Source organism: Streptomyces sp. NPDC111802, assembly GCF_055634335.1.
In genome coordinates this window covers 24,118-36,736 of record NZ_JBVKCZ010000031.1, presented here as the reverse complement: position 1 = coordinate 36,736, position 12,619 = coordinate 24,118, and the positions used below count along the sequence as shown (strand labels likewise).

Annotated in this window: 10 protein-coding genes; 5 read left to right on the top strand and 5 right to left on the bottom strand. The window is 71.1% G+C overall.

Features of this window, described 5'->3' with window-relative positions; genetic code table 11:
- Nucleotides 1–13 precede the first annotated feature (13 nt).
- Nucleotides 14–649 (top strand): MBL fold metallo-hydrolase, encoded by a 636-nt coding sequence (locus ACZ7NC_RS29935; RefSeq protein WP_471492613.1) that lies wholly within the window; start codon nucleotides 14–16, stop codon nucleotides 647–649.
- A 56-nt stretch (nucleotides 650–705) separates the two neighbouring features.
- Nucleotides 706–1,485 (top strand): exodeoxyribonuclease III, encoded by a 780-nt coding sequence (locus ACZ7NC_RS29930; RefSeq protein WP_471492612.1) that lies wholly within the window; start codon nucleotides 706–708, stop codon nucleotides 1,483–1,485.
- Between the two features lie 12 nt (nucleotides 1,486–1,497).
- On the opposite strand, the gene ACZ7NC_RS29925 is transcribed toward ACZ7NC_RS29930, so the two are convergent.
- Complete coding sequence (locus ACZ7NC_RS29925; protein ID WP_471492611.1) at nucleotides 1,498–3,270, bottom strand: SGNH/GDSL hydrolase family protein; 1,773 nt, start codon at nucleotides 3,268–3,270, stop codon at nucleotides 1,498–1,500.
- Nucleotides 3,271–3,562: 292 nt separating this feature from the next.
- Here ACZ7NC_RS29925 and ACZ7NC_RS29920 point away from each other — a divergent pair, with 292 nt between their 5' ends.
- Nucleotides 3,563–3,970: a DUF6278 family protein gene (locus tag ACZ7NC_RS29920; protein ID WP_471492610.1), complete on the top strand. Its 408-nt coding sequence runs from the start codon at nucleotides 3,563–3,565 to the stop codon at nucleotides 3,968–3,970.
- 282 nt (nucleotides 3,971–4,252) lie between these two features.
- On the opposite strand, the gene ACZ7NC_RS29915 is transcribed toward ACZ7NC_RS29920, so the two are convergent.
- A complete protein-coding gene (locus ACZ7NC_RS29915; protein ID WP_471492609.1) occupies nucleotides 4,253–5,821 on the bottom strand; it encodes a CocE/NonD family hydrolase in 1,569 nt (522 codons plus the stop codon).
- 116 nt (nucleotides 5,822–5,937) lie between these two features.
- Nucleotides 5,938–6,699 carry a hypothetical protein gene (locus tag ACZ7NC_RS29910; RefSeq protein ID WP_471492608.1) on the bottom strand — a complete coding sequence of 254 codons (762 nt, stop codon included), beginning with the start codon at nucleotides 6,697–6,699 and terminating at the stop codon, nucleotides 5,938–5,940.
- 119 nt (nucleotides 6,700–6,818) lie between these two features.
- Here ACZ7NC_RS29910 and ggt point away from each other — a divergent pair, with 119 nt between their 5' ends.
- The gene (gene ggt / locus ACZ7NC_RS29905; protein WP_471492607.1) at nucleotides 6,819–8,630 is read left to right on the top strand and encodes a gamma-glutamyltransferase; all 1,812 of its coding nucleotides are present in this window, start codon (nucleotides 6,819–6,821) and stop codon (nucleotides 8,628–8,630) included.
- A 99-nt stretch (nucleotides 8,631–8,729) separates the two neighbouring features.
- Here the strand turns inward: ggt and ACZ7NC_RS29900 are convergent, their stop codons facing one another.
- Nucleotides 8,730–11,282, bottom strand: coding sequence for an ATP-dependent Clp protease ATP-binding subunit (locus ACZ7NC_RS29900; protein ID WP_471492606.1), 2,553 nt, complete (start codon nucleotides 11,280–11,282; stop codon nucleotides 8,730–8,732).
- A 177-nt stretch (nucleotides 11,283–11,459) separates the two neighbouring features.
- Nucleotides 11,460–12,227: a type I methionyl aminopeptidase gene (gene map / locus ACZ7NC_RS29895; RefSeq protein ID WP_471492605.1), complete on the bottom strand. Its 768-nt coding sequence runs from the start codon at nucleotides 12,225–12,227 to the stop codon at nucleotides 11,460–11,462.
- 99 nt (nucleotides 12,228–12,326) lie between these two features.
- Here map and ACZ7NC_RS29890 point away from each other — a divergent pair, with 99 nt between their 5' ends.
- Nucleotides 12,327–12,587, top strand: a complete 261-nt coding sequence (locus ACZ7NC_RS29890; protein WP_471492604.1) for a helix-turn-helix domain-containing protein — start codon at nucleotides 12,327–12,329, stop codon at nucleotides 12,585–12,587.
- Nucleotides 12,588–12,619: the final 32 nt, after the last annotated feature.

Genomic DNA, 12,619 nt, shown 5'->3' with positions numbered 1-12,619 from the left:
CCAGGATGGAACCATGAAGCTCACGAAGAAGCCGCACGCCTGCATCCGGCTCGAGAAGGACGGACAGACGCTCGTTCTGGATCCCGGCGGGTTCAGCGAGGAGGACGCCGCCGTCGGCGCGGACGCGATCCTCGTCACACACGAGCACCCCGACCACTTCGACGAGGCACGGCTGCGGGCGGGCATGGAGGCCAACCCGGCCGCACACATCTGGACGCTGAAGTCCGTCGCGGAGAAGATCTCGGCGGCCTTCCCGGGCCGGGTGCACACCGTCGGCCACGGTGACACCTTCACCGCCGCCGGCTTCGACATCCAGGTCCACGGCGAGCTGCACGCCGTCATCCACCCGGACATCCCGCGCATCACCAACGTCGGCTACCTCGTCGACGCCGGCCGCGTCTTCCACCCGGGCGACGCCCTCACCGTGCCCGACCACCCGGTCGAGACGCTGATGCTCCCGGTCATGGCGCCCTGGAACAAGATCGCGGAGGTCATCGACTACGTCCGCGAGGTCAAACCGCAGCGTGCCTACGACATCCATGACGCCCTGCTCACCGACCTGGCCCGCCCGATCTACGACCGCCAGATCGGCGGCCTGGGCGGCTCGGAGCACCTGCGTCTGACGCCGGGGGACTCCGCGGAGCTGTGACCGGGCCCACCCCGGGCGGGGCCGGGTTGTCAGTCCCGCCCGGTAGGTTGTCAGGCATGCGCATCGCGACCTGGAACGTGAACTCGATCACCGCCCGCCTGCCCAGGCTCCTGGCCTGGCTGGAGAGCAGCGGCACCGATGTGCTGTGCCTCCAGGAGGCCAAGGTCGCCGAGGAGCAGTTCCCGATCGACCCGCTGCGCGACCTCGGCTACGAGGCGGCGGTCCACGCCACCGGCCGGTGGAATGGCGTGGCGGTGCTCTCCCGCGTCGGCCTCAAGGAGGTCGTCAAGGGCCTCCCGGGCGACCCCGGCTTCGACGGCGTCGTGGAGCCCCGCGCCATCTCCGCGACCTGCGGCCCGCTCCGCGTCTGGTCGGTCTATGTGCCGAACGGCCGTGAGGTGGACCACCCTCACTACGCGTACAAGCTCCAGTGGTTCGAGGCCCTCAAGGCCGCCGTCGCCGGCGACGCGGGCGGCAGCCGCCCGTTCGCGGTGATGGGCGACTACAACGTGGCGCCGACGGACGACGACGTCTACGACGTGGCCGCCTTCGAGGGCCTGACCCATGTCACCCCCGCCGAGCGCGCCGCCCTCGCCTCCCTGCGCGAGTCGGGCCTGTCCGACGTGGTCCCGCGCCCCCTCAAGTACGAGCACCCGTACACCTACTGGGACTACCGCCAGCTCTGCTTCCCCAAGAACCGAGGCATGCGCATCGACCTGGTGTACGGCAACGAGCCGTTCGCCAAGGCCGTCACCGACTCCTACGTGGACCGCGAGGAGCGCAAGGGCAAGGGCGCGTCGGACCATGCGCCGGTGGTCGTGGACCTGGACGTGTAGCCGCGTCCGGCACTAACCGGCCGGGGTCAACGCCCGCAGATCCACCGACCGGGCCATCGCGGCGAGCCCCGCGTCACCGGGATGCAGATGGTCCCCGCTGTCGTACGCGGGGAGGATGCGGGACGGCCGCGCCGGGTCCCGTACCACGGCGTCGAAGTCGAGCACGCCGTCATACACCCCGGCGCCGCGGATCCAGGCGTTGATCTCCAGCCGCTCGGCATCGGCGGCAGCTGTGCACAGCGATTCCCCCTCACACGGCAGGATCGTCGCCGCCAGCATCCGCAGCCCCCGCTCGTGCCCCCGGTCCGCGATCTCCCGCAGTCCCGCGATCACCTGCTCCGCGGTCGTGCCCCAGCGCACATCGTTGATGCCCTCGAACACCACCGCCGTACGCACCGAGGTCTGGGCCAGTACATCCCGGTCGAACCGGTGCAGTGCACTCACACCGGCCGTGTCCGTGGAGAGCCCGTCTCCGGGATAGCGGTCGGAGACCACACGGTTTCCCGAGATCCCCTGGTTGAGCACCCCATAGTGCGGGACCACACTCTGGTTCAGCAGCCGTGTGGCCAGCACATTGGGCCACCGCCGGTTGGCGTCCGTCGTCGACTTGTCGCCGTCGGTGATCGAGTCCCCCAGCAACACCACCGACCCCGGCCCACCGCTCACATCGACACCCGTCAGCAGCGGCCAGTTGGTCAGGACGGTCGGGTAGGCGGAGGCGGAGCCGTCCAACGTGTGGTCGCCCGGTGCGCTCACATACGACCGCTGCTGCGCGAGCCGGTGCACGGGCGCCGCGGGCACGGTCCCCGGCAGATGGAAGCTCACCAGCAGATTGCCGTCCGCGGGCACACCGAAGCCGAGCGGGTCGCTGTACGCCTGCGCCCCCGCCGGGATCTCGACGCCCGCCGCGCCCCGGAACGACACCCGGACCGGCGTCGCCTTCGCCGCCGCGCCCGACTGCTGCACCGCCACCGTGGCACTCCCGATCCGCACCGGCCCCGCCGCGAAGGTGTTGTCGAACCGCAGCCGTACCCGCGGCCCGCCGACGGAGGTGCGCACGACCAGGCGCACCGTCCGGTCGGTCCACGGGCCCACCGTCGGATGGCCGCCCGTCGCGGTCGCCCAACTCCCCGTCCAGCCGGCGGCCGGGGCCCGTACCGCCACCGCGAACACATGCATCCCGGTCGCCTGCGGCAGCCGTACGGACACGACCTGGCTGCCCGCCAGGATCGGCACGGTCATGACGTACAGCCGCACCCGCTCGATGAGTTGCCCGCCGGGCGTGTTGATGTGCGGCAGGGCGACCGCCTTGGTGGCGAGCGGGCCGGTGCGCCAGTCGGGGGCGGTCAGGTGGTAGGCGGACCGGGCGCCGTCGGCGTACAGCACCGTCCCCGGGCCGCCGACGTCGGCACCGGCCGTACCCGCCACCAGGAAGGCCAGCGCGTCGCCTCGCCCGGTCACCCGCACGTCCTGCCCGGCGGCCCGGACGTTGTCCGGCTCGCCCGGCTGCCGGTTCGGCCAGGTCAGCCGCGCCCCCTGCACCGTGAGCGCGCGGCCGGGCGTCCAGCCGGCGGCCGTGAGGTCCCGCGCCGACAGTGAGGCACCCGACCCGTCCAGGTCCGCCTCGGCGGGCCGGGCGTCGTCGCTGACGGCCGCGTTGTCGAAGAGCCGCTCCAACGGGAGCGGCACGGCTTTGCGCTCGGCGGCGGCCTGTGCGGAGACTCCCGGCACCAGGGCCGCGAAGAGGGCAAGGACGACCGCGGAAATCCACACACATCGGCGCACGGCCGACTCCTCCCGTTCACGACCGCTCAGGACTGCGTATCGCTGCACATGACAAGTTCGGGTGAGACCTCAGCTCGACTTCGGTCGAGCCGTTCAAACCAACCGTTCAAACCAGCTGTTCACATGAGCCGTTCGCATGAGCCGTTCAGACGAGACGCAGGACGCATCGAGAAAGTAGAGAGGCACCCGTGACCCGTCAACGAGCCATGCCAGAAGTCGGCGTGAACTCGACCGGAATCGGCGGCCCGCGCGCCTGTGGTGCGCAAGGCAGTGCGAATGACACGCTGTGCGTATGAAGATCCCTTTTCTGGGTCACCGGCACGAGAAGCGCGGGGCCCCCGACCCCGAGGGCATCGCCGAACTGCTCTCCGAGTGCGAACTCCTGCGTTCCCACGCGTCCAGGGCCGGGATCCAACTCGACGACACCGTGGCCTCGTTGGAGGCCCTGGATCAGCTGCTGCCGCGCTGGCGGGACGACGAGGAGAGCCTGACCCGGCTGGGCAATGACGCCGGGCTGTACCTCGGCACCGTCATCGTGCGCACCGTTCCCGGAGCCGCCTGGGAGTTCTGGCCGGACGGCCAGCCGGTCGTCCGGCTCGCCTCCGGCCGTGAGTTCGACGTCGTGGCCTCGGGGCGGGAGTGGGCCGCGAGCGGCGTGCCCGAGCTGTCACAGCTGTACGCGGAGGTCTCGGAGGACTGAGGTCCGTGGGACGGTTCGCGTAAGGGCTGGATAAATACGGCTAATGCCCGAAAAGTGCGTGTCGCCCCATAAGTCCCTCGCTGCCCGGATAGTTTGCGGCCATCGCAACGCAGCTGAACCGACCTCGACTACGATGTTCCGTCCGTCCCCAAGGCCGTGGCGGTGGCCCCGTCCACGTCCGGGGACGCTGCTGCCGGGTGGGGATCCCCCCACGGCCCCTGGACGCGGGGGCAGCAGGGGGCAGCAGTCACAGAGCCATACCCGTCCGGCGCCGGCCGGAGATCACTGCTCGCGCAGTGGAATCGACACGTACGACGGGTCGTTCGCCGGCGAGGAGAAGGTCAGCCGCGCGCCGGACGGGTTGTGCTCGATGTAGAGCGGGTCGACCGTGTCGACGACCAGGGCGAGACGGTGCCCTGCCGGGACGTCGTAGGCCGTGGAGTACAGCTCCAGGTCGACGCCGAACGGCTGTCCGGGCGTACGTCCGTGGAAGGTGTACGGCGCGTTGCTGACCAGCTTGCCGAGGCCGAGCGGGCCCACGTCGTACAGATAGGCGACGAGGGTGCCGCTCTCCTTGGTCGGGGTGACGGTGGTGTGCAACTTCGCGGTGCCGCGCACACGTTGGGCCGTGGCGTACTTCTCCGACTGCCAGACGCCCGCCCACAGCCGCGGGATCAGCGGGATCGAGGCCATCGGGGGCAGTTGGGCCACCTGATCGAGGATGCTGGACAGGAAGACGACCCCGCCGTTCGCTCCCGAGTCGATGTTCGTGTGGATCCTGGTCGAACCCGCGAGCGCGATCTTCCGGTTCGTCGCGCCGACCGACTTCCAGTCCGGGTAGCCCTCGTAGCCGCCACTGGTACGGGACTTGAGCCGGACCGGCAGTTCGCGGTTGACGCCGTTGTCCTCGCCCTTGAGGTAGTGGTCGAACCAGCGCTCGGTGTCCGTCCACACGTCGTTGGGCAGGCCGAACAACCCGGTGAGCTCGGCCGTGGCGTGGTCGCCGGGACGGAACTCCAGGCGCTTGGGTCCCGTCAGCTTCTCGTAGAAGTCCGCGTACTGGTTGGGCTGGAAGACCGTGTCGCCCCAGGCGTTGGCCAGCATGACCGCGGCGCCGCTGTCGTTGAGCTGGTCCACGTAGGTGGCGACAGAACGTTTCTTCCCCCAGTTGATGAGCTCCTTTTCCTTGGACAGGTTGGAGGCGTAGAAGTCGTCGAAGACCTGCCGGATTTCGGCGCTCTGGCGGCCGGTGATCAGGCCCGCGCCGTCCAGCAGTGCGGCGGCCTGGACGTGCTGGGTGCGGCCGGCGTAGATCGAGCCGATGAGGTCGGCCCAGCCGCTGAGGGCGGCGACCGCCCTGACCCGTTTGTCGTGCGCGGCGGTCAGCAGGCTGATACCGGCGCCGTACGAGACGCCTGCCATGCCGATGTGCTTCGCGTCGGCCGGGGTGTTGGCGAGCGCCCAGTCGATGACCCTGGACGCGTCGGCTATGTCGGGCGGGCCGGCCACTTCTATCTCGCCGCCCGACTGCCAGAAGCCGCGCACGTTGTAACTGACCACGATGTAGCCGGAGTCGGCGAGCTTCTGGGCCTGCGCGAAGTACTCGACCTGGGGCAGGCCCCAGCTCGTGGGCAGGACGAGCAGCGGGTAGCGGCCGGTGCCGTCGGCGCCGGCCGGCGTGACGACGTTCGCCTTGAGGGTGGTGCCGCCGTCGCCGGTGATGTCGACGAAGCGGACGCTGCTGGTCTGGGCCTGGGCGGCGGGGGCGAACCCGAGGGCGCTGCCGGCGACCAGGGTCGCGGAGACGGCGCCCACGGCGGTCGTACGCAGGGCCTTGCGATGGTTTCCCACGGGGCACTCCTCACTCGTGTCAGTGCAAAGTGACCCGACGGTAACCGCGGCCTCTTACCGCAAGTAACCCGTCGGTAAGTTACGTGCCAGTAACGATTAGTGGAATGTGATGAACCTCAGGAGGCGCGGTGGCTGTTGCGGGGAGCCGCCGTCGGCGTGGGCAGCGGAGTCTGCGCCGCCCGGGTGACGTCCGCGACCAGCTCCACCACATCCGGGCCGTACGCCTGCGAGTTGACCACCTTCAGCAGCAGCACGAAGGAGCCGGTCCCGTGCTTGCGGGTCAGTCGCTCGTGGTTGCGGGCGAGATAGCGGGTGGCGGCCTGGTTGGTGATCGACGTCTGCCCGCAGAACAGGAAGACCGGGCGCGGGCCCTGGCTCTCGCCGACGGTGAGCCGCGCGAGAAGCGCGTACTCCTCCTTGCCGACCTCCACCCGGTAACGCTCCGAGCCGATCTGGAACGCACCCCGGTCCGGGCCGGGTTCGGCGTCGACGTTCACCCGCACACCGGGCAGCAGGGAAGCGAGGTGCGCCGTCATGCGGCGGTTCGACGCCGGGCCGCCGACGCAGAACTCGGTGCGTTCGCCGAAGCCCTGGCGTGCCGCGTCGTGCGGGATGATCTGCGCGTTGGCGTGGCAGTCCTTGATCAGGGCGGCGAGTTCGAGGAGCGCGAACACGTCGTAGCGCATCACCGTCAACTCGGGCCCGCCCGCACCGCGGTTGACCACCAGCAGGGACTCGGCGTTGTCGGGCAGCCCGAAGAACGCCTGCTTGCGGCGGAGCCTGCGCTTCCACAAGTAGGTGCGGGCGAGCCAGCCGAGCGTGGCGCTGATACCGGCCGCGACCACGCCCAGGACGATGTTGCGCACGTCGTCATTCATGGGCGCGCATGCTAGCGGGCCAACGCAAACCGGTGTTCGACGAGAGCCTGCCGTGGGCAGGCTGACGGGGGCATGCCGATCGAATAGGCTGCGCGAACGGTCCCTGACTGGAGGTGCGAATGCGTCGCCCTGTCGCGCGGAAACTGTCGGTCCTGGCGATCTCGGTCGCTGTGGTGTCGGTGGGAGCGGCGGCGCCCCCGGCGTCGCACAGCAGCCCCGCCACGAGCCCCGTCGAAAAGGTTCCCGTGGCCGTGGGCTACGGCGGCGCCGTGTCGAGCGTCGACGCGGACGCCTCCGCGGCCGGCATCGAGGTGCTGCGCAAGGGCGGTAACGCCGTCGACGCGGCCGTCGCCACGGCCGCCGCGCTCGGTGTCACCGAGCCCTACTCCGCCGGCATCGGCGGAGGCGGCTACTTCGTCCACTACGACGCCCGGTCCGGTACGGTGCGCACCATCGACGGCCGGGAGACCGCGCCACTGACCGCCGACTCCGGCCTCTTCACGGAGAACGGCACCGCGATCCCGTTCGCCGAGGCCGTCAGCAGCGGCCTGAGCGTGGGCACCCCGGGCACGCCCGCCACCTGGCAGAAGGCGCTGGACGAGTGGGGGAGCAAGAGCCTTCGCTCAGTGCTGCAGCCCGCGGAGCGCCTCGCCCGCGACGGCTTCACCGTCGACGGCACCTTCCGCTCGCAGACCGCCGCCAACGAGACCCGGTTCCGCTACTTCCCGGACACCGCGAAGCTGTTCCTGCCGAACGGCGCGCTGCCGGTCGTCGGCGCCACCTTCAAGAACCCCGACCTCGCCCGTACCTACGCGGAGTTGGCGCGCGAGGGCGTCGGCACGCTCTACCGCGGGGACCTCGCCGAGGACATCGTCGACACGGTCGACAACCCGCCCGTGGACCCGGCCTCCGGCTGGAAGGCCCGCCGCGGCGACCTGTCCGCCAAGGACCTCGCGGCCTACCGCGTCAAGTTCCAGGCGCCCACGAAGACGTCGTACCGCGGTCTCGGCGTCTACTCCATGGCGCCCTCCTCCTCCGGCGGCACGACCGTCGGCGAGGCCCTCAACATCCTGGAGAACACCGACCTTTCCAAGGCGAGCGAGATCCAGTACCTGCAACGCTACATCGAGGCCAGCCGTGTCGCGTTCGCGGACCGCGGGCGCTGGGTCGGCGACCCCGCCTTCGAGGACGTACCGACGAAGGAGCTGCTGTCGCAGCGGTACGCCGACTCGCGGGCATGCCTGATCAAGGACGACGCGGTGCTCAAGAGCCCGGTCGCACCGGGCGACCCGCGCCACCCGGCGGCCTGCGACGCGAGCGGCACCGCCGCCCCGACCACCTACGAGGGCGACAGCACCACCCACCTCACCGTGGCCGACAAGTGGGGCAACGTCGTCTCCTACACGCTCACCATCGAGCAGACCGGCGGCAGCGGCATCACGGTCCCGGGCCGGGGCTTCCTGCTCAACAACGAGTTGACGGACTTCTCCTTCGCCCCGGCGAGCCCCGCCGTCCACGACCCGAACCTGCCGGGCCCGGGCAAGCGACCGCGCTCCTCGATGTCCCCGACGATCGTCCTCGACCAGCACAACAAGCCCGTGGTGGCGCTCGGTTCACCGGGTGGCGCCACCATCATCACCACTGTGCTGCAGTCGCTCACCGGGTTCCTCGACCGGGGGCTGCCGCTCGTCGACGCCATCGCCGCGCCGCGCGCCAGCCAGCGCAACGCCGCCCAGACCGAACTGGAACCCGGGCTCTACAACAGTGCGGCGAAGGCCCAGCTGGAGGCCATCGGGCACTCCTTCAAGCTCAATCCCGAGATCGGTGCGGCCACGGGCGTACAGCGGCTGCCCGACGGCAAGTGGCTGGCCGCCGCCGAGAAGGTAAGGCGGGGCGGCGGCTCGGCGATGGTGGTGCGGCCGGCGCCTTAGGCCGTGTCCGCAAAGTCCCGCCTGCCCCACGGCGCCCGCCCTCCGGGCGGACGACGGGACTTTGCGGACACGACCTGGCGCCGCACCGCACCCGTCGGCTCACAACTCCGGGGCGGGCGGCAGCTCTTCCGTACGGAAGGCCAGCCGCCCGTCCGCCACGTCCACGGTCACCCGGCCGCCCTCGCCGATCCGGCCGTCCAGCAGCAGCCGGGAGAGCTGGTTGTCAACCTCCCGCTGGATGGTGCGGCGCAGCGGGCGGGCGCCGTACTCGGGCTGGTAGCCGCGCTCGGAGAGCCATTCGACGGCCGCGCCGGTGAACTCGACCGAGACCCCCTGGGCGTGCAGCAGCCGGCGGGTCTTGTCGAGCAGCAGGTTGGTGATCCGCTCCAGCTCCCCGGGGGTCAGTTGGCGGAAGACGACGATCTCGTCGATGCGGTTGAGGAACTCGGGCCGGAAGTGTTGGCGCAGCGGCCGCAGGATCCGCTCACTGCGCGCCTCCTCGTCGGCCTGTTCGTCACCCGAGCCGAACCCGATCCCGGTGCCGCCCCGGCTGATCGCCTCCGAGCCGAGGTTGCTGGTCATCACGATGACCGTGTTGGTGAAGTCGACCGTCCGGCCCTGCGAGTCGGTCAGCCGGCCGTCGTCCAGGACCTGCAGCAGGATGTTGAAGACGTCCGGGTGGGCCTTCTCGATCTCGTCGAGCAACAGCAGCGAGTACGGGTGCCTGCGCACCACCTCGGTGAGCTGTCCCGCCTCCTCGTGGCCGACGTAGCCGGGCGGGGCGCCGATCAGCCGGCTGACCGTGTGCCGTTCCTGGTACTCGCTCATGTCGAGGCGGACCATGCGCTCCTCGCTGCCGAACAGCACCTCGGCGAGCGCCCGCGCCAGCTCGGTCTTGCCGACGCCGGTCGGGCCGAGGAAGAGGAAACTGCCGATCGGCCGGTCGGGGCTGGCGAGTCCGGCCCGTGAACGCAGCACCGCGTCGGAGACCACGCGCACCGCCTCGTCCTGCCCGACGACCCGCTCGTGCAGATGCTCCTCCAGACCGAGCAGCCGGTCCTTCTCCTCCTCGGTGAGGCTGCTCACCGGGATGCCGGTCTGCCGCGACACGACCTCCGCGATGGCCTCGGCCGTGACCTCCAGGTCCATACCCTCGTCGACTTCCCCATCGCCGCCCGCCTCGGCGATGCGCTGCTTCAACTCGACGATACGGTCACGCAGTTGCGTCGCCTGCTCGTAGCTCTCGTCGGCGACGGCCTGGTCCTTGTCCCGCGTCAGCTGCTCGACCTCGCGCTCCATGGCCCGTACGTCCGTGCCCTTGGTCCGCGCGCGCAGCCGCACGCGGGCGCCCGCCTGGTCGATCAGGTCGATCGCCTTGTCCGGCAGACGGCGGTCGGTGAGATAGCGGTCGGACAGCTCCACGGCGGCAACGAGTGCCTCGTCGCGGTAGCGGACCTGGTGGTGGGCCTCGTAGCGGTCGCGCAGGCCGCGCAGGATCTCTATCGCGTCGGCGGGGGTCGGCTCGGGGACCAGGATCGGCTGGAAGCGGCGGGAGAGCGCCGCGTCCTTCTCGATCCTGCGGTACTCCTCCAGCGTCGTCGCGCCCACGACGTGCAGTTCGCCGCGGGCGAGGGCCGGCTTGAGGATGTTCCCGGCGTCCATGGAACCGCCCTCGCCGCCGCCTCCGGCGCCCACCACGGTGTGCAGTTCGTCGATGAAGACGATCAGTTGGTCGGAGTGCGCGCGGATCTCGTCCACGATGTTGGTGAGCCGCTCCTCGAAGTCGCCCCGGTAACGGGTGCCGGCGACCACTCCGCTCAGGTCCAGCGCGATGACCCGGCGCCCACTGAGCACGTCGGGGACGTCGCCGTCGGCGATCCGCTGGGCCAGGCCCTCCACGATCGCGGTCTTGCCGACGCCCGCGTCGCCGATCAGCACCGGATTGTTCTTGCCGCGCCGGGAGAGCACCTCGACGGTCTGCTCGATCTCCTCGTCGCGGCCGATCACCGGGTCGATACGGCCCTGGCGGGCGAGGTCGGTGAGATCGCGGCCGTACTTGTCGAGGGTGGGCGTGCCGGTGTCGACGCGCGGGCGCTGGTCGGTGCGCTCGCGGGGCCGGCCCCCGTCCGGGGCCTCGGGCGGCATGCCGGAGGGGGCGAAGCGGGCCGCGTTGAGGATGTGCCCCGCCGCCGAGTCGGGGTTCGAGGCGAGGGCGCTGAGCACATGCTCCGGGCCGATGTAGCCGGCGCCTCGGGTGCGGGCCAGGTCGTGCGCGTCCAGCAGGGCGCGCTTGGCGGCCGGGGTCAGCGACAGCGACGTCGGCGGCGGGCCCTCGCCCGGCGGGTGCTGTACCGGGCCCGAGCGCTCGTCGATCTCCGTCGCCAGCGAGTCGGGATCCGCGCCGGCCCGGGTGAGCAGAGTCCGGGTCGGCTCGGCGGACAGCGCGGCACGCAGCAGATGCTGGGTGTCCAGGTCGCGGCTGCCGTGTTCGGCGGCGTACTGGGCGGCGCCCCGCACCAGCTCCCGGGCCGGCTGGCTGAGCAGACGGCCGATGTCGATCTGGCGGGGGCCGGGGCGGGGTCCGCCGAAGAAGCGGGCGAGGAATTCCCCGAAGGGGTCGTAGTCTTCCGGACCACTGAAGCCGCTGGTCATGGCGTTCCCATCCGGCTTCCCTGCGCGGGCAGGGTCGCCCTCGCTGATCGACGTGCCGGAGTCGGGTAACCCGGGCGGAAGCCGGTTACACCTGGCCGCGCGTTCTCGAACACCTTCGCACGAACGGTGGCCGGGGGCACCTTCAGGGAACTGGGGTGCTGAGCCGTGCGGCACGGCTCAGCGTGCGGTGAGGATCCGCGGCCCGGCGTCCGTGATCGCCACCGTGTGCTCCGCGTGGGCCGCGCGGGAGCCGTCGTTGGTGCGCAGGGTCCAGCCGTCCGGAGCCGCGTGGTAGCCGTCCCTGCCGCTCGCGATGACCATCGGCTCGATGGCGAGGACCATGCCGTGCCGCAGCGGCATACCCCGGCCCGGGCGTCCCTCGTTCGGCACCGAGGGGTCCTCGTGCATCTTGCGGCCGATGCCGTGCCCGCCGAAGCCGTCCGGGACGCCGTACCCGGCCGACCGGCACACCGAGCCGATGGCGTGCGCGATGTCGCCGATGCGGTTGCCGACCACGGCCGCCTCGATGCCCGCCGCCAGCGCCCGCTCCGCCGTCTCGATCAGGCGTACGTCGGCCGGGCGCGCCCTGCCGACGGTGAAGCTGAGCGCCGAGTCGCCGGCCCAGCCCCCCAGTTCGGCGCCGCAGTCGGCGGAGACCAGGTCGCCGTCGCGCAGGCGGTAGTCGGTCGGGATGCCGTGCATGATCGCGTCGTTCACCGACGTGCACAGGACGGCGGGGAAGGGGACGGGGGCGAACGAGGGGCGGTAGCCGAGGAACGGCGAGGTCGCCCCGACCCCACGCAGCACCTCGCGCGCCACCGCGTCCAGCTCCAGCAGGGAAACCCCTACGCCGGCGCCCTCGCGCACGGCCGTGAGGGCCTGGCCCACGACCTGTCCGGCCTCGTACATCGCATCGATCGACGTGTCCGTCTTCAACTCCACCATGCCAATTACTATACCGGTATTTGAATAGGGCGAGGGACAGGGTGAGGGATGGGGTGATGGATGGGGGCGCCGGGCGGGGGCGGTATTAGAATGGGTGCCATGGTGCGCACCCCTCTCACCCCCGCAGAACGTGAACGTGGCGAGCGGCTCGGCCGGCTGCTCCGCGAGGCCCGCGGCGGCCGCAGCATGTCGGAGGTCGCGGCGAGCGCCGGTATCTCCGCCGAGACGCTGCGCAAAATCGAGACCGGCCGGGCGCCCACCCCGGCCTTCTTCACCGTGGCCGTGCTGGCTGACGCCCTCGGGCTGTCGATGGACGAACTGGCCGGACAGTGCACGCCGGTTGTCGAGGCTGCCGCCTGAGGGGCGCGCACGTCACTTTCCGGCAGGTGCGG

Bases quoted from the DNA above. Each gene is read 5' to 3' on its own strand.
- ACZ7NC_RS29900 (WP_471492606.1), bottom strand. From the start codon at position 11,282: ATGACCAGCGGCTTCAGTGGTCCGGAAGACTACGACCCCTTCGGGGAA.
- map (WP_471492605.1), bottom strand. From the start codon at position 12,227: ATGGTGGAGTTGAAGACGGACACGTCGATCGATGCGATGTACGAGGCC.
- ggt (WP_471492607.1), top strand. From the start codon at position 6,819: ATGCGTCGCCCTGTCGCGCGGAAACTGTCGGTCCTGGCGATCTCGGTC.
- ACZ7NC_RS29920 (WP_471492610.1), top strand. From the start codon at position 3,563: ATGAAGATCCCTTTTCTGGGTCACCGGCACGAGAAGCGCGGGGCCCCC.
- ACZ7NC_RS29935 (WP_471492613.1), top strand. From the start codon at position 14: ATGAAGCTCACGAAGAAGCCGCACGCCTGCATCCGGCTCGAGAAGGAC.
- ACZ7NC_RS29910 (WP_471492608.1), bottom strand. From the start codon at position 6,699: ATGAATGACGACGTGCGCAACATCGTCCTGGGCGTGGTCGCGGCCGGT.
- ACZ7NC_RS29890 (WP_471492604.1), top strand. From the start codon at position 12,327: ATGGTGCGCACCCCTCTCACCCCCGCAGAACGTGAACGTGGCGAGCGG.
- ACZ7NC_RS29930 (WP_471492612.1), top strand. From the start codon at position 706: ATGCGCATCGCGACCTGGAACGTGAACTCGATCACCGCCCGCCTGCCC.